Source organism: Paraburkholderia oxyphila NBRC 105797, from assembly GCF_000685075.1.
GTDB lineage: Bacteria > Pseudomonadota > Gammaproteobacteria > Burkholderiales > Burkholderiaceae > Paraburkholderia > Paraburkholderia oxyphila.
Genome location: NZ_BAYD01000103.1, coordinates 1 through 17,097, shown reverse-complemented (window position 1 = coordinate 17,097; position 17,097 = coordinate 1). Strand labels below are relative to the sequence as shown.

General features: G+C 59.6%; 14 protein-coding genes and 1 tRNA gene. All 15 read right to left on the bottom strand.

What is annotated here, in order from left to right:
• Nucleotides 1–173: 173 nt before the first annotated feature.
• The 15 genes from BO1_RS38815 to BO1_RS38745 all read right to left on the bottom strand — a co-directional run bounded on the left by BO1_RS38815 (nucleotide 174) and on the right by BO1_RS38745 (nucleotide 16,997).
• Nucleotides 174–1,373, bottom strand: a complete 1,200-nt coding sequence (locus BO1_RS38815; RefSeq protein WP_028222179.1) for an aminomethyltransferase family protein — start codon at nucleotides 1,371–1,373, stop codon at nucleotides 174–176.
• Nucleotides 1,374–1,415: 42 nt separating this feature from the next.
• Entirely contained in the window at nucleotides 1,416–1,721 is a 306-nt protein-coding gene (locus tag BO1_RS38810; protein WP_028222178.1) for an acyl carrier protein, read from the bottom strand.
• 11 nt (nucleotides 1,722–1,732) lie between these two features.
• Nucleotides 1,733–2,329, bottom strand: a complete 597-nt coding sequence (locus tag BO1_RS54585) for a hotdog family protein (protein ID WP_043288434.1) — start codon at nucleotides 2,327–2,329, stop codon at nucleotides 1,733–1,735.
• 15 nt (nucleotides 2,330–2,344) lie between these two features.
• Nucleotides 2,345–3,064: a 3-oxoacyl-ACP reductase FabG gene (gene fabG, locus BO1_RS38800; protein ID WP_218002849.1), complete on the bottom strand. Its 720-nt coding sequence runs from the start codon at nucleotides 3,062–3,064 to the stop codon at nucleotides 2,345–2,347.
• Nucleotides 3,065–3,123: 59 nt separating this feature from the next.
• Nucleotides 3,124–3,489, bottom strand: a complete 366-nt coding sequence (gene acpS / locus BO1_RS38795; RefSeq protein ID WP_028222176.1) for a holo-ACP synthase — start codon at nucleotides 3,487–3,489, stop codon at nucleotides 3,124–3,126.
• 577 nt (nucleotides 3,490–4,066) lie between these two features.
• The gene (locus BO1_RS38790) at nucleotides 4,067–4,366 is read right to left on the bottom strand and encodes a hypothetical protein (protein ID WP_043288432.1); all 300 of its coding nucleotides are present in this window, start codon (nucleotides 4,364–4,366) and stop codon (nucleotides 4,067–4,069) included.
• 241 nt (nucleotides 4,367–4,607) lie between these two features.
• Nucleotides 4,608–8,861, bottom strand: a complete 4,254-nt coding sequence (gene rpoC, locus BO1_RS38785; protein WP_028222174.1) for a DNA-directed RNA polymerase subunit beta' — start codon at nucleotides 8,859–8,861, stop codon at nucleotides 4,608–4,610.
• A gap of 21 nt (nucleotides 8,862–8,882) precedes the next feature.
• The gene (rpoB, locus tag BO1_RS38780) at nucleotides 8,883–12,989 is read right to left on the bottom strand and encodes a DNA-directed RNA polymerase subunit beta (RefSeq protein WP_028222173.1); all 4,107 of its coding nucleotides are present in this window, start codon (nucleotides 12,987–12,989) and stop codon (nucleotides 8,883–8,885) included.
• A 364-nt stretch (nucleotides 12,990–13,353) separates the two neighbouring features.
• Nucleotides 13,354–13,728 (bottom strand): 50S ribosomal protein L7/L12, encoded by a 375-nt coding sequence (gene rplL / locus BO1_RS38775; protein WP_027821097.1) that lies wholly within the window; start codon nucleotides 13,726–13,728, stop codon nucleotides 13,354–13,356.
• A 78-nt stretch (nucleotides 13,729–13,806) separates the two neighbouring features.
• A complete protein-coding gene (rplJ, locus tag BO1_RS38770; RefSeq protein ID WP_028222172.1) occupies nucleotides 13,807–14,304 on the bottom strand; it encodes a 50S ribosomal protein L10 in 498 nt (165 codons plus the stop codon).
• A 332-nt stretch (nucleotides 14,305–14,636) separates the two neighbouring features.
• A complete protein-coding gene (gene rplA, locus BO1_RS38765) occupies nucleotides 14,637–15,332 on the bottom strand; it encodes a 50S ribosomal protein L1 (protein WP_028222171.1) in 696 nt (231 codons plus the stop codon).
• Nucleotides 15,333–15,764, bottom strand: a complete 432-nt coding sequence (gene rplK / locus BO1_RS38760; protein WP_028222170.1) for a 50S ribosomal protein L11 — start codon at nucleotides 15,762–15,764, stop codon at nucleotides 15,333–15,335. It abuts the gene before it with no gap.
• 179 nt (nucleotides 15,765–15,943) lie between these two features.
• Nucleotides 15,944–16,501, bottom strand: coding sequence for a transcription termination/antitermination protein NusG (gene nusG / locus BO1_RS38755; protein WP_028208939.1), 558 nt, complete (start codon nucleotides 16,499–16,501; stop codon nucleotides 15,944–15,946).
• Nucleotide 16,502: 1 nt separating this feature from the next.
• Entirely contained in the window at nucleotides 16,503–16,883 is a 381-nt protein-coding gene (secE, locus tag BO1_RS38750) for a preprotein translocase subunit SecE (RefSeq protein ID WP_028222169.1), read from the bottom strand.
• Nucleotides 16,884–16,921: 38 nt separating this feature from the next.
• Nucleotides 16,922–16,997: transfer RNA gene (locus BO1_RS38745), tRNA-Trp, on the bottom strand.
• Nucleotides 16,998–17,097 lie beyond the last annotated feature (100 nt).

Below are 17,097 nucleotides of genomic sequence, written 5' to 3'. Positions count from 1 at the left end.
GATATTCCTGGGCTTTCCGATCTGGCATCAATTAATATGTAGTCCGATGCAAAATCGCTTGACCGTCGCTCACCGGGACTGCGTATCGAACCGCCCGCGCTTCCCGGCGGGCGGTCTCGATCAGGCAGTCTTTACGACTGCCAGTTGCTTGCGTGAGCTACACCGCTCGACGCTCAGTTCGCTGCGGCCTGAGCCTGCTTCTTGCGCTCGATTTGCTCGATCAGATGCTTCGGCTTCGCCGGATCGACGTAGCTGTGCTCGGACGGATTGACCATGAAGCTGAAGTTGCGCAGGAACGGAATCGCCGTGGTCCTGAGCTGGGCGTCGCCCTTTGCCGTCACTAGACGCAGCGGGCCAACATCCGCATAGGCCAGCGCTTCGCTCGACATCGCGCGGCCCACATGGCGGCCGTCTTCAGCAATCGTGCCGCACACCATCACTTCGCCGATCTTCTTGTCGCCGAAATAGACGGCGTCGCCAGGCGCCGCGGCCGCCGCGTGCTCGCCGTGAGCCACGAAACCCACTGCGCGACGGGTCACGCCCTGGGCAAGGCGCTGCTCGATCGCGCGCTTGCCGACGAAATCGTCCTTCGTGTAGCGCAGTGCCCACTGCATCTGCAGTTCGACCGGGCAGCGCGAAAATGCGGCGAGCGCCGAGGGATCCCAGCACGGATTCTCGATGCGCACCTGGCGCTGGTAGTCGAGGCCACCGATGACCATGTCGTACTTCTTGCCGGCTTCCACCGCCTGTTGCCAGATCTCGGCGAATCGTGCGGTCGGCACGACCAGCTTGTACGAGAATTCGCCGTGCTTGCCTGCGCGGAAGAGGATCTCGTCCTGCTCGACAAACATGTATTCATGGAACGGCAAGCCGATCACGTCCATGCCAAACATCTCGGCCATCAGCTCCCATGCGTAGGGGCCTTCGAAATGCAGCACGCCGCGTTCGCCATCCAGCGATTTCACGCCGTCGATTTCGCTGAATTCATCCTTGCAGCGATCGACAGCGGCCTGCATCAGGTCGCGCAGCTCGTCCCCCTTCAGCCATTCCGTCATGACGATGAAGCGCTCTTCGTCACACAGGATGTAGACGTCGGTGATGATCTTCCCTTCTTCGTCCAGCAGCACCGTGTACATGCCCTGCTCGTCGCGCAGCGCGGAAACGTCGCCGCCCACGATCGTGTTGAGCACTTCATAGGCGTCTTCGCCGGCGATTTCGGCGAGGCCCATATGGGAATAGTCGGTCAGCAGAATATGCTTGCGGGCGGCGGCGATTTCGCGCGCGGTATCGCCATAGCTCAGCGGAATTTCAACACCATTGCGCACGCCCATCTTTGCGCCGTGGCTGATATGCATGTCTTTCAGGCTCGTCATAGCTTGCTCGTCTCTTTGCGTCGAGTTTGGGTCGGACTTTCGTCAGGCTGCGGTCGCTTGCGCGTCTTTCGTGCGTTCGAGAATGAACGAGGCAAGCGTATTGATGCTTCGCAGATAGGAAGGCTCGTCGCCTTCCGACACGCGAATTCCAAAGGTTTCGTCGAGGAGCACGAAGACTTCGGTTGCGTCGACGGAGTCCAGGCGCAGACCGCTGCCGAACAGCGGCGTGTCATCGTCGATCTGCTCGACGGTCTGGGGCAGATTGAGACGCTGAATCAGCCCCGCCTTGAGCTTCTCGAGCACGGCTTTGCGTCGCTCTACGTCGTCCAGTATCGTAGTGTTGGTCATTTTTTCGCTCTTTATCGTGAGATTCCGGCAGCAACATTGCCACCGATCTTGTCCCGGTCGGTCCGGAAATTGATGATGGTGCCCTCGGCGGCAACGTGACGGCCGACCCGCGCCTCGACGTTGAAGTGATTGAACCCCTGGGCATCGGAAAACGCTAACCGGCAGTCGACGTAGATCGTGTCGCCCGGATAGACGACCTTCTTGAACTTGATGTTCTGGGCGGCGAGGAACCCGATCGCCTTGGCGCGCATTTCACTGATGATGCGCTTTCCGTCAGGCGTACTGAGAATTTCCGCCACGTCTTCGAATCGCTTGGCAACGCGCCCCGTTTCCTGCGCGTATTGCTCGCAGACATCCCTGAAGAACGTGCAATACTCGCCGCCCTGGCCAAAAATCTCGGCGATCATCACGCCGGGCATGACCGGATTGTCGGTAAAGTGGCCGGCGATATACGACTCGTTGAATGTGACGTGTTTGACGACGGTGATACTGGGCTTGGAGCCGGTCACGATATCGGCAATGCGGTCCACCATGAATATCGGGGATCGCCACACACCGATCTCAAACAACTGCTGCGCAGGCAGAAGACTTCGTTCTAGCTTGGACATGAAAATTTCCGCAAATTAACGCATTACAAGACCACCGTCGGCCACCAGCGTCTGCCCGACGATGTAGCTTGCGGCGTTGGAACTGAGAAACGCGACCACCTCGGCAATCTCTTCAGGACGCCCAAAGCGGTTCAGCGGAATGGCGTCGAAGATGGTCCGTGCGATGTGGCGCGGCACCTTCTTGACCATTCGCGATTCGATCAAGCCGGGCGCAATGGCATTGACCCGGACCCCTTTTGATGCGAGCTCTTTCGCAATCGAGCGCGTAAAGCCGGAGATGCCCGCTTTAGATGCGCTGTAGTTGGACTGGCCGAAACTCGCCGTCACCCCGGCAACGGAAGTCACATTCACGACACTGGCTTGTGCCGCGTGCCGCATCAGCCGCAACATCCCCTGAGTCATGTTGAACGTCCCATGGAGATTGACGCGCACCACGTCGTCGAACTCTTCGAACGTCATGGTGGAGATCAAGTTGTCCTTGTTGATGCCCGCGTTATTGACGAGCACGTCGACGGCCTCGATGCGCTGCTCCAGTTCGCCGCGCAAGCGCTCGACATCGTCGCGGTTTGCAACGTCGCATTGCGTGATCGTCAGCCGGCTTGCGTAGTCGGACTCGGCCGCGAGCGCGTCGAGACTGGTCTTGGTATTGTTGTAGAGCGCGATCACTTTACTGCCGAGCGCGAGATATTTTCGGCAAATCGCCAAACCGAGATCGCCGCTGGCGCCGGTCACCACGACGGTCTTACCTTCGAGTTCTGGATAGATGGCCATAATCTGTTTATGTTTCGAGTTTATTAATTGAGCACGACAGCCGCGACCGCATGCGTTTTGCAATGCGAGATTGTCAAAATAGATGTCTTCAGATTTTCGAGTCGCATTACCCTGTCGAACTCACCCGAAAACTCGAAATACGGCTTTCCAAGCGGGTCATGAAGGATCTTGATATCGTGAAAGGTGATGCCGTTGCGAAAGCCAGTTCCGAGTGCTTTCACCGCGGCTTCCTTGGCGGCCCAGATGCCAGCGACGCGCTCGACATTCGCAGGTTGATCGTGCGCCTGCATTTCTTCTGCGGAGACCAGGCGCCCGACGAATGCATCGCCGCTGCGCGCCATGGCTTGCGCGATCCGCTCCGTTTCAACGATATCTATACCAATTCGCATATCTAACGATATACCCCGTACACTTTATTTGATTTGAAGCCGCTGCTGCCGCCAGCATTGTTTGGTCTTTGTTGTGCCGCTATCGCGAAACGCTTCTCGATTTGTGGCTCAACGAGCCGTTATCTGGAAGCATGCGCTTTTCATCTGGTGTGAACTACAGCGCTTCGCAACTTTAGTCGCTGGAGGAAAGTTAGAGAATAGGGAATTGTAAATTTTCTGCGATTCGATCTGCGACTTGATTTACCTCAACACAAAAGTGTCCGTAAAAAACAACCGTCTCTTAGGAATTTCTCTTGGTTGGATTTTTTTAATCGCAGAATTCAGCGCGGTTTCGGGCATATCGATCGAGCCACGCAGCATATGAATCGAGGAATTCACCGCAAGACCGGTGAGAAAGAAAGAAATTATAAGAAGCCAAACCAATTGGTTGGGTTACACCTTTAATCAAGATGCGTCAGAAGCAGCAACGCTTAAGTAGTAATTATTCTTTTAGTTAGGATAGCGACTTATATTGGGCGCACCAACTTCCGGAAAATACCCGATGCCACGAGCGTGGCATCGGGTGCGAATGATCAATTCAGACGGTACGGCCGCCAGCCGCCAGCTTGCTTTGCCTGCGTGCGACCCGAATGCTGCCGATGATCGCGACGAGCCCGACCGGCACAAAGACCAGTGACCCGATCGAAATCAGCAGCGCGCCAATACGCGTTTTCCCCGCGAGCTGCATGATGAAGCCAATGATGATGAGGGCCCACACGACCAGGAAAGTCGCGAAGAACATCGCGGCAGGCTGGATGCCGACGTGATGCAGCAGATACGAGAAGATCCCGACCGACGCCACCAGATTCAAAATCAGACCGACTCCAACAACCCACATGATTCACGCCTCCGGAATGGGTAAAGGTTACACGACAAAGCCCGTCCGACAGACGCGCGGGCCGCGCGAGGCGCCACATTAGCATGGGCGGCTACCCCGTGCAGGGAAGTTGCGTGTACGAATGTTCACCATGACAAAATGCCGCGCCTCGGTTGGCACGGGCAAAAAAAAATCCGCCCGGTCGCCCCGGGCGGATTTCATCCGACATTTCAGCCGATGGCGAACGAGGTTCGCCAGAAGCTTACTCGTCCGTCGTGTGCGGCTGCTGCGGCTGCGGCTCTGCAGCCGGGGTTTCCGGCGTGCCGAACTCGAACGCTTCTTCCGCTGCGATCTGGTCGAAACGCTCGCGATCCGACGATTCCTTCGCCTTGCGCGCCTTGTGGAACGCGAGACCCGTACCGGCCGGAATCAGACGGCCGACGATCACGTTTTCCTTGAGGCCACGCAGATCGTCGCGCTTGCCCATGATCGCCGCTTCGGTCAGCACGCGGGTCGTTTCCTGGAACGATGCCGCCGAGATGAACGAGTCGGTCGAGAGCGATGCCTTCGTGATACCGAGCAGCACGTTCTCGTACGTCGCCGGACGCTTGTCTTCCGCGATCATCTTGTCGTTCTCGTCGAGCATGTCCGAACGCTCGACTTGTTCGCCAGGGATGAAACGCGTATCGCCGTTGTCGGTGATCTGCACGCGGCGCAGCATCTGACGCACGATCACTTCGATGTGCTTGTCGTTGATCTTCACGCCCTGCAGACGGTACACGTCCTGCACTTCGTCCACGATGTAGCGCGACAGTGCCTCGATACCCTGCAGACGCAGGATGTCGTGCGGATCGGCCGGGCCGTCCACGATCATTTCGCCCTTGTTGACGACCTGACCGTCGTGGACCAGCACCTGCTTTTCCTTCGCGATCAGGAACTCGTGCTGGTTGCCCTCGAGGTCCGTGATAACGAGACGCTGCTTGCCCTTCGTGTCCTTACCGAACGACGTCGTACCCGTGACTTCCGCCAGGATACCTGCGTCCTTCGGCGAACGTGCTTCGAACAGTTCCGCCACACGCGGCAGACCACCGGTAATGTCACGCGTCTTCTGCGCTTCGGTCGGGATACGTGCGAGCACTTCACCCACCTGCACTTGCTGACCGTCCTTCACGGTGATCAGCGCGCCGACCTGGAAGCCGATCTGCACCGAGTGCTCCGTACCCGGAATCTTCACTTCGTCGCCGTTCGCGTCGATCAGCTTGACCTGCGGACGCACGCTCTTCGAAGCCTGCGAGCCGCGGCGCTTCGCGTCGATCACGACGAGGGTCGACAGACCCGTGACGTCGTCGATCTGCTTGGCCACGGTCACGCCTTCCTCGACGTTCTCGAACTTCACCGTACCGCCGTACTCGGTGATGATCGGGCGCGTGAGCGGGTCCCACGTCGCGAGCTGCGTGCCGGCCTTGATCTGCGCGCCGTCGAGCTGCAGCAGCGTCGCGCCGTACGGCACCTTGTGACGCTCGCGCTCGCGGCCGTGATCGTCGGCGATGATGGCTTCGCCCGAACGCGAGATGACGATCTGCTCGCCCTTCGCGCTCGTGACGTAACGCATCGTCGCCGTGAAGCGCACGGTACCGTTCGACTTGGCTTCCACCGACGAGGCCACTGCCGCACGCGATGCCGCACCACCGATGTGGAACGTACGCATCGTGAGCTGCGTGCCCGGTTCGCCGATCGACTGCGCCGCGATCACGCCAACGGCTTCGCCGACGTTCACGCGCGAGCCACGGCCCAGGTCGCGGCCATAGCAGGCGGCGCACAGGCCATAACGCGTTTCGCAGGTGAGCGGCGTGCGCACGCGCACTTCGTCGATGCCGAGGCTCTCGATCGTTTCGACCGCGTCTTCGTCGAGCAGGTCGCCCGAAGCGTAGATCGTTTCCTGCGTTTCCGGATTGACGACGTCCGCCACCGCCACACGGCCGAGAATACGGTCGCGCAGCGCTTCGACGACTTCACCGCCTTCCACGAGGGCCTTCATCGCCACGCCGTTCGACGTGCCGCAATCGTCCTCGACGACCACGAGATCCTGCGTGACGTCGACGAGACGACGCGTCAGGTAACCCGAGTTCGCGGTCTTCAGTGCCGTATCAGCCAGACCCTTACGTGCACCGTGGGTCGAGATGAAGTACTGCAACACGTTCAGACCTTCGCGGAAGTTCGCGGTAATCGGCGTTTCGATAATCGAGCCGTCCGGCTTCGCCATCAGGCCGCGCATCCCCGCCAGCTGACGGATCTGGACCGCGGAACCCCGCGCGCCCGAGTCGGCCATCATGTAGATCGAGTTGAACGATTCCTGACGCGTTTCGTTGCCGTCACGGTCGACGACCGGTTCCGTCGCGAGCTGCTCCATCATCGCCTTGCCGACCGCTTCCGACGTTGCCGACCAGATGTCGACCACGTTGTTGTAGCGTTCTTGCGCAGTGACGAGACCCGACATGTACTGACGGTCGTACTCCTTCACCTTCTTCGCGGCGTCGCCGACGATGGTTTCCTTCTGCGGCGGCACGAGCATGTCGTCCACGCAGATCGAAATACCGGCGCGCGTTGCAAGGCGGAAGCCCGACTGCATCAGCTGGTCAGCGAAGATCACCGTCTCACGCAGACCGCACTTGCGGAACGCGGTGTTGATCAGACGCGAAATTTCCTTCTTCTTCAGCGGCTTGTTCAGCACCGAGAACGGCAGGCCCGGCGGCAGAATTTCCGAGAGGATCGAACGGCCGACAGTCGTGGCGTACAGCGTGATCTTCGGCACGAATGCCGGTGCGCCTTCCGACTTGTCCTCGTTGTGGACCATTTCGGTAATACGCACGTTCACACGCGAGGCCAGCTCGACTTCCTTGTTCTCGTACGCGCGGATCACTTCCGACACGCCCGTGAACGTCATGCCTTCGCCCTTGCCGTTGATCGCTTCACGCGTGGCGTAGTACAGGCCCAGCACGATATCCTGCGACGGCACGATCGACGGATCGCCGTTGGCCGGGAACAGGACGTTGTTCGACGCGAGCATGAGCGTACGCGCTTCCATCTGCGCTTCGAGCGACAGCGGAACGTGAACGGCCATCTGGTCACCGTCGAAGTCGGCGTTGAACGCCGCGCAAACGAGCGGGTGCAGCTGGATTGCCTTACCTTCGATCAGCACCGGCTCGAAAGCCTGAATGCCAAGACGGTGCAGCGTAGGCGCACGGTTCAGCATGACCGGATGCTCGCGGATCACCTCTTCGAGGATGTCCCACACCACCGGCGTCTGGTTCTCGACTTCCTTCTTCGCAGCCTTGATGGTCGTGGCAACGCCCATCGTTTCCAGCTTGTTGAAGATGAACGGCTTGAACAGTTCGAGCGCCATCAGCTTCGGCAGACCGCACTGGTGCAGCTTGAGCGTCGGACCCACCACGATGACCGAACGGCCCGAGTAGTCCACGCGCTTGCCCAGCAGGTTCTGACGGAAGCGACCGCCCTTACCCTTGATCATGTCGGCGAGCGACTTCAGCGGACGCTTGTTCGCGCCCGTCATCGCCTTGCCGCGACGGCCGTTGTCGAGCAGCGAGTCAACCGCTTCCTGGAGCATCCGCTTTTCGTTGCGGACGATGATCTCCGGCGCCTTCAGCTCGAGCAGACGCTTCAGGCGGTTGTTACGGTTGATGACGCGGCGATACAGGTCGTTCAGGTCCGAGGTCGCGAAGCGGCCGCCGTCCAGCGGCACCAGCGGACGCAGTTCGGGCGGCAGCACCGGCAGCACTTCGAGCACCATCCATTCGGGCTTGATGCCCGAACGCTGGAAGGCCTCGAGCACCTTCAGGCGCTTCGCGTACTTCTTGATCTTCGCTTCCGAGCCGGTGTTCTTGAGCTCGGTGCGCAGCGTCTCGACCTGTTCGTCGATATTGATCGCACGCAGCAGCTCGCGCACGCCTTCCGCGCCCATCTCGGCGCGGAATTCGTCACCGTACTCTTCGACCTTGTTGTAGTAATCCTCTTCGGTCATGATCTGCCGCGCCTTCAGCGGCGTCATGCCCGGTTCGATCACCACGTAGGCTTCGAAGTACAGCACGCGCTCGATGTCGCGCAGCGTCATGTCGAGCACCATGCCCAGACGCGACGGCAGCGACTTCAGGAACCAGATGTGCGCGACCGGCGAGGCCAGCTCGATGTGGCCCATACGCTCGCGGCGCACCTTCGCCAGCGTGACTTCCACGCCGCACTTCTCGCAGATCACGCCACGGTGCTTCAGGCGCTTGTACTTGCCGCACAGGCACTCGTAGTCCTTGATCGGCCCGAAGATCTTCGCGCAGAACAGGCCATCCCGTTCCGGCTTGAAGGTACGGTAGTTGATGGTCTCCGGCTTCTTCACTTCACCGAACGACCACGAGCGGATCTTGTCCGGCGAGGCCAGACCGATCTTGATCGCGTCAAAAACTTCTTCTTGTTGGACTTGCTTGAATAGATCGAGCAGAGCTTTCATTGCCTTCTCTCCGTAGTCCGATTAGTTGCGGTCGAGGTCGATGTCGATACCGAGCGAGCGGATTTCCTTCACCAGCACATTGAAGGATTCCGGCATGCCTGCATCGATGACGTGATCGCCCTTGACGAGGTTCTCATACACCTTCGTACGGCCCGTCACGTCGTCCGACTTCACCGTCAACATTTCCTGCAGCACATACGAAGCGCCATACGCTTCGAGCGCCCACACTTCCATCTCACCGAAACGCTGGCCACCGAACTGCGCCTTACCACCCAGCGGCTGCTGCGTGACGAGCGAGTACGGACCCGTCGAACGCGCGTGCATCTTGTCGTCGACAAGGTGGTGCAGCTTCAGGTAGTGCATGTAGCCCACGGTCACCGTACGCTCGAACATTTCGCCCGTGCGGCCGTCGTACAGACGCACCTGGTTCTTCGACGGCGTCATGCCGAGGTTGTGCGCGATGTCGTCCGGGAACGCCAGATCGAGCATCTTGCCCATTTCCTCTTCGGTCGCACCGTCGAACACCGGCGTGGCGAACGGCACGCCTTCGCGCAGGTTCTTCGCGAGCTCGAGGATCTCGTCGTCGTTGAAGCTGTCGAGGTCTTCCTTGTGGCCCGATTCGTTGTAGATCTTCGTGAGGAACTCACGCAGCTCCGCAACCTTCGTCTGACGCGCGAGCATTTCGCCAATACGCCAGCCCAGACCCTTCGCGGCCCAACCCAGATGCACTTCGAGAACCTGACCCACGTTCATCCGTGACGGCACGCCCAGCGGGTTCAGCACGACGTCTGCCGGACGGCCATCGGCCATGTACGGCATGTCTTCGATCGGGACGATCTTCGACACGACACCCTTGTTACCGTGACGGCCTGCCATCTTGTCGCCAGGCTGCAGACGGCGCTTCACCGCGAGGTACACCTTGACCATCTTCAGCACGCCCGGCGGCAGTTCGTCGCCTTGCGTGAGCTTCTTGCGCTTCTCTTCGAACGCCAGATCGAACTGGTGACGCTTTTCTTCGATCGAGTTCTTGATGGCTTCGAGCTGCGCCGCTGCTTCTTCGTCCGCGAGGCGGATGTCGAACCAGTGGTAGTGGTCGAGGTCTTCCAGGTAAGCCTGGTCGATCTTCGTGCCCTTCGCGAGCTTCTTCGGACCGCCGTTCGCGACCTTGCCGTCGAGCATGCGCGCGAGACGCTGGAACGCGTCGCCTTCCACGATACGCAGCTGGTCGTTCAGGTCGAGGCGATAGCGCTTCAGTTCATCGTCGATGATCTGTTGCGCGCGCTTGTCACGCGTAATGCCTTCGCGCGTGAACACCTGCACGTCGATAACCGTGCCGCTCATGCCCGAGGGCACGCGCAGCGACGTATCCTTCACGTCCGAAGCCTTCTCGCCGAAGATCGCGCGCAGCAGCTTTTCTTCCGGCGTGAGCTGGGTTTCGCCCTTCGGCGTGACCTTGCCCACGAGCACGTCGCCCGCTTCGACTTCCGCGCCGATGTACACGATGCCCGACTCGTCGAGACGGCCAAGCTGCACTTCCGCGAGGTTCGAAATGTCGCGCGTGATTTCTTCCGGTCCGAGCTTCGTGTCGCGTGCAACGACATTCAGTTCTTCGATGTGGATCGACGTGTAACGGTCGTCCGCAACCACCTTCTCCGAGATCAGGATCGAGTCTTCGAAGTTGTAGCCGTTCCACGGCATGAACGCGATCAGCATGTTCTGGCCGAGCGCGAGCTCGCCCAGATCCGTCGATGCGCCGTCAGCCAGCACGTCGCCGCGCGCAACCTTGTCGCCCATCTTCACGATCGGACGCTGGTTGATGTTCGTGTTCTGGTTCGAACGCGTGTACTTGATGAGGTTGTAGATGTCCACACCAACTTCACCAGCAACCGCTTCGTCGTCGTTCACACGAATCACGATACGGCCCGCGTCGACGTAGTCCACCACGCCGCCACGCAGCGCCTGAACCGTCGTGCCCGAGTCGACCGCAACCGTGCGCTCGATACCCGTACCGACGACCGGCTTTTCCGGACGCAGGCAAGGCACGGCCTGACGCTGCATGTTCGAACCCATCAGTGCACGGTTCGCGTCGTCGTGCTCGAGGAACGGAATCAGCGAAGCTGCAACCGAGACGATCTGCGACGGCGCCACGTCCATGTACTGGATGCGGTCCGGCGTGACCATCAGCGTTTCGCCCGCTTCACGCGACGACACGAGTTCGTCGGTCAGCGTGCCGTCTTCGGCCACTGCCGCGTTCGCCTGAGCGATCACGTAACGGCCTTCTTCGATCGCCGAGAGGTAGTCGATCTGGTCGGTCACCTTGCTGTCCACGACCTTGCGATACGGCGTTTCGAGGAAGCCGTATTCGTTCAGGTGCGCGTACAGTGCGAGCGAGTTGATCAGACCGATGTTCGGACCTTCCGGCGTCTCAATCGGGCACACGCGGCCATAGTGGGTCGGGTGCACGTCGCGGACTTCGAAGCCTGCGCGCTCACGCGTCAGACCGCCCGGGCCCAGTGCGGAAACACGACGCTTGTGCGTGATTTCCGAGAGCGGGTTGGTCTGGTCCATGAACTGCGACAGCTGCGACGAACCGAAGAACTCGCGAATCGCCGACGAAATCGGCTTCGAGTTGATCAGGTCGTGCGGCATCAGGTTTTCGCTTTCGGCCTGGCCGAGGCGTTCCTTCACTGCACGTTCGACACGCACGAGACCGGCGCGGAACTGGTTCTCCGCGAGTTCGCCCACGCAACGCACGCGACGATTGCCCAAGTGGTCGATGTCGTCCACTTCGCCCTTGCCGTTGCGCAGCTCGACGAGGATCTTGATCGTCGCGAGGATGTCGTCGTCCTGCAGCGTCATCGGGCCCGTGATTTCGTCACGGCCGACGCGGCGATTGAACTTCATACGACCCACCTTCGAGAGGTCGTACGCTTCTTCGCTGTAGAACAGACGATTGAAGAGAGCCTCGACCGCTTCTTCGGTCGGCGGCTCGCCCGGACGCATCATGCGATAGATCGCGATGCGCGCAGCCATCTTGTCGGCCGTTTCGTCGATACGCAGCGTCGACGAGATGTACGGACCCTGGTCCAGATCGTTCGTATAGAGCGTCTGGATGTCCTTGATCTTCGCCTCGCGCAGCTTGTCGAGCACGGTTTCGGTGATTTCGTCGTTCGCGTTCGCGATCACTTCGCCCGTATCGCCGTCGACGACGTTCTTCGCGAGAACGCGGCCGAGCAGATAATCTTCGGGGACCGAAATAAACGTGGTCTTCGCGTTTTCGAGGTCGCGGATGTGCTTCGCGTTGATCCGCTTGTCCTTCTGGACGATGACCTTGCCGTCACGATCGGTAATGTCGAAGCGCGCGACTTCACCACGCAGACGCTCCGGCACGAACTCCATCTGCGCGCCTTCCGGCATCAGCGAGAAGTTGTCGAACACGAAGAAGTTCGCGAGGATCTGTTCCGGCGTGAGGCCGATGGCCTTCAGCAGGATCGTGACCGGCATCTTGCGGCGACGGTCGACGCGGAAGTACAGCACGTCCTTCGGGTCGAACTCGAAGTCGAGCCACGAACCGCGGTAAGGAATGATACGTGCCGAGAAGAGCAGCTTGCCCGAGCTGTGCGTCTTGCCCTTGTCGTGTTCGAAGAACACGCCAGGCGAGCGGTGCAGCTGCGAGACGATGACACGCTCGGTGCCGTTGATGACGAACGAGCCCGTCGGCGTCATGAGCGGAATTTCGCCCATGTACACTTCCTGCTCCTTCACTTCCTTCACGACCGGCTTGCTCGGCGATTCTTTGTCGAGCAGCACGAGACGCACCTTGGCGCGAAGCGCCGAACAGTACGTCAGGCCCCGTTGCTGGCATTCCTTGATGTTGAATGCCGGCGACGAGAGCATGTAGCTCACGAACTCTAGACGAGCAAAGCCGTTATGGGAAACAATAGGAAAAACGGACGTGAACGCAGCCTGCAGACCTTCCGGTTTGCGTTGTGCGCTCGCCGTTTCTGCTTGCAGAAACGTGCTGAATGATTCAAGCTGGGTAGCCAGCAGGAAAGGAACTTGGTGAACGATGGGGCGTTTCGCGAAACTCTTGCGAATACGCTTCTTCTCGGTGAAGGAATATTGCATACGATCTCCGAATCACGGCGGGTAGGACGACCCGAGTGTTCACCGACTGAGACCCGATGGCTGCGCGAGCCCTGGAAGCTTGGTGGTTGGCCTCTACCAACCGCTGGCTGACGGCAGCGGATACCGGCTTGTCATAACTTGCCCGCTGCCCGACCAAACTTGCCTTCTGCAGTCGCTTCAGAAGACAAAGAGAAGCGTCGTGCGTCTTGAGGTTTTCACCCGACGAAAGACGTTTTTCTTTGGCTTCTGGGTCCCGCATCCCGCCTCCGATCTTCAAAAAATCGAACACAAAAACGCAGAACCCACAAAGCACAAAAAGGCCGGCGGTGTAAAAACCGCCAGCCTTCGCACAGCGCGCTGAAACTTACTTGATTTCAGCCTTCGCGCCGGCTTCTTCCAGCTTCTTCTTCGCTTCTTCAGCAGCAGCCTTGGGCACCGCTTCCTTCACGGGCTTCGGTGCACCGTCAACCAGGTCCTTCGCTTCCTTCAGGCCGAGACCCGTCAGTTCACGAACGGCCTTAATGACCGAAACCTTGTTCGCGCCGGCTTCGAGCAGGTTGACCGTGAATTCGGTCTGCTCTTCAGCAGCAGCAGCAGCGCCGCCGCCTGCCGGGCCAGCGACTGCCACAGCAGCTGCCGACACGCCAAACTTCTCTTCGAATGCCTTGACCAGTTCGTTCAGTTCGAGAACCGACATCGAGCCAACGGCTTCGAGGATGTCTTCTTTTGCGATTGCCATTTGAAATTACTCCAGATTTGAATTCGGAAACAGCTAGCGATCCTTCTCGCTCGCCTGTGTTCGTTCGCTAGCCTGAAATCAGGCCGCTTCTGCTTGCTTCTTTTCCGCCAGCGCGGCCAGAGCGCGCGCCATACCGGAAACAGGAGCTTGCATAACGAACAGCAGCTTCGAGAGCAGTTCTTCGCGGCTCGGGATGCTGGCCAGCGCTTGCACGCCTGCCTTGTCCATCACCTTGCCTTCGTAGGAACCAGCCTTGATGACCAACTTGTCATTGCCCTTCGCGAAGTCGTTGACGACCTTCGCAGCAGCAATGGCATCTTCCGAGATGCCGTAGATCAGGGGGCCAGTCATCTGCTCTGCCAGCGGAGCAAACGGGGTACCTTCGACAGCGCGACGCGCCAGCGTGTTCTTCAACACGCGCAGGTACACCTGTTGCTCGCGCGCTTTCGCGCGCAGCTTGGTCAGATCGCCAACCGCGATTCCACGATACTCGGCCAACACCACGGTCTGAGCCTTCGCGACTTGCGCGGAGACTTCAGCCACGACGGCCTGCTTACCTTCTTTGTTCAGTGGCACGGTTAACCTCCAGATTCGACACACTTCACTTTCGCTACGTGTGCCGCGTTCAACAACGGCGACCGACCAGTCTGGAGCAACTCAGCTTGCAATCGGGAGCGTTTCCGCCCTCTTTCACTCGCTTTCGCACTTCAAAACCTTTTCGGGTTCGCCATCTGCGTTGGCTTCACATTAAGGAAGCACCCAACTGCTGCACTTCCGCCAACGGTCTTTGACAACCGGTTGCGCGATGCTCGACTGCCACCGCCCAACCGCCCAAAGCCCTTTAAATCCACGCTGCGATCCGACCCAACTTCGTTTCGAACCTCAGCGCGGCAAAACTATTGCGACGCTTACGCTGCGAGCGACGTCTGGTCGACGCGAACGCCAACGCCCATCGTGCTCGACACAGCGATCTTGCGCAGGTACACGCCCTTGCTCGTCGCCGGCTTCGCCTTGGTCAGCGCTTCGAGGAGCGCGTCCAGGTTGCTGCGCAGCGCGGTCGGCTCGAACGATGCACGGCCGATGGTCGCGTGAATGATACCGGCCTTGTCGACACGGAATTGCACCTGACCCGCCTTCGCGTTCTTGACCGCGGTGGCGACGTCCGGCGTCACGGTGCCGACCTTCGGGTTCGGCATCAGGCCGCGCGGGCCGAGGATCTGGCCGAGCGTACCGACGATACGCATCGTGTCCGGCGAAGCGATCACGATGTCGAAATTCAGGTTGCCGCCCTTGATCTGCTCAGCAAGGTCTTCCATGCCGACGATCTCAGCGCCTGCTGCCTTGGCTTGCTCAGCCTTTTCACCTTGCGCGAACACTGCAACGCGGACCGACTTGCCGGTGCCTGCGGGCAGCACGACCGAGCCGCGAACGACCTGGTCCGACTTCTTCGCATCGATGCCGAGCTGGACTGCGACGTCGATCGACTCGTCGAACTTCGCCGTGGCGCATTCCTTCACGAGCGACAGTGCGTCGACGATCGGGTACAGCTTCTGGCTGTCGACCTTGGCAGCGAGTGCCTTTTGACGCTTCGAAACCTTAGCCATTTACACGCCCTCCACGACGATGCCCATCGAACGGGCGCTACCAGCGATCGTGCGGACCGCTGCGTCCATATCCGCTGCCGTGAGGTCCGGCATCTTGGTCTTGGCGATTTCTTCAGCCTGAGCACGCGTGATCGTGGCGACCTTGTCGGTGTGCGGCTTGGCCGAACCCTTGTCGACCTTCGCAGCCTTCTTGATCAGAATCGTGGCCGGCGGCGTCTTCAGGATGAACGTGAAGCTCTTGTCCGCGAAAGCCGTGATCACGACCGGCGTCGGCAGACCCGGCTCCATCCCTTGAGTCTGCGCGTTGAACGCCTTGCAGAACTCCATGATGTTCAGGCCGCGCTGACCCAGTGCCGGACCGACCGGCGGCGACGGGTTGGCTTTACCTGCAGGAATCTGCAGCTTGATAAAGCCAATGATTTTCTTTGCCATGTTGAAAACCTCATTGGAACGCGTGAGCGTTCAGGTGAGTGGTAGCGCGCTTTCGCCGCAATCTTCGCTATGCCGACAGGCTCAGCCGACTGGACTACTGGCGCTCCTCTACGGCCATAACGCGGACCGTAAGCGCGGAAAAACGGACCGCACCAAAGATGCGATCCGTCGTATTCGATTTACAGCTTTTCGACCTGGCCGAATTCGAGTTCGACCGGCGTGGCGCGACCAAAAATGGTGACGGAGACCCGAACGCGCGATTTTTCGTAGTTGACTTCTTCGACGCTGCCGTTGAAGTCCGTGAACGGACCTTCCTTCACGCGGACCATCTCGCCGACTTCGAACAGGGTCTTGGGGCGCGGCTTCTCAACGCCTTCCTGCATCTGCGACATGATCTTTTCGACTTCGCGCGGCGAAATCGGGCTCGGGCGATTACGCGCCCCGCCGACGAAACCCGTCACCTTTGCCGTGTTCTTCACGAGGTGCCACGTTTCATCCGTCATTTCCATCTCGACCAGGACATAGCCCGGGAAGAAACGACGTTCGGTCACCGATTTGTGACCGCCCTTCACCTCGACCACTTCTTCAGTCGGAACGAGGATCTGGCCAAACTTGTCCTGCATGCCAGCACGTTCGATGCGCTCCTGAAGCGCACGTTGCACGCTCTTCTCCATACCAGAGTAGGCGTGCACCACGTACCAACGTTTTCCGCTCGGGGATGCCGGTGTATCGCTCATATCATTTCCAACCCAGAATCGCCGAGAAAATCACCCACTCAATGGATTTGTCACAAACCCAGAGAAAGATGGCCATTACCAGCACAAAACCGAAGACCACCAGAGTCGTTTGCGTGGCCTCTTTGCGAGTCGGCCAGACGACCTTGCGAACTTCCTTGTACGAGTCTTTGGCAAACGCGATGAAGCTCTTGCCGGGCGCCGAAAGAAGACCGACTACCACCCCCGCGATCACGCCCACTGCGAGCGCCGCACCGCGGACATACCACTCCTGGCTACCGAGCCAGTAGAACCCTACGAACCCGGCCACAACCAACAATACGCCCGCCGCAAGCATCAGCTTGTCGCTGGAAGTATTAACAGTTTCGACGGAAGGATTCGCCATAACACCTTAAAGAACAACGCGCCACAGGCGCGAGAAGTTGGCAGGGGCAGAGGGAATCGAACCCCCAACCTTCGGTTTTGGAGACCGACGCTCTGCCAGTTGAGCTATACCCCTAAACCATTTTGGGGTTGGCGGCTAAGCCAACCCCGAAACCACTAGTCGATCAACGAGACTGGCAAAAACTTACTCGATGATCTTTGCAACCACACCAGCA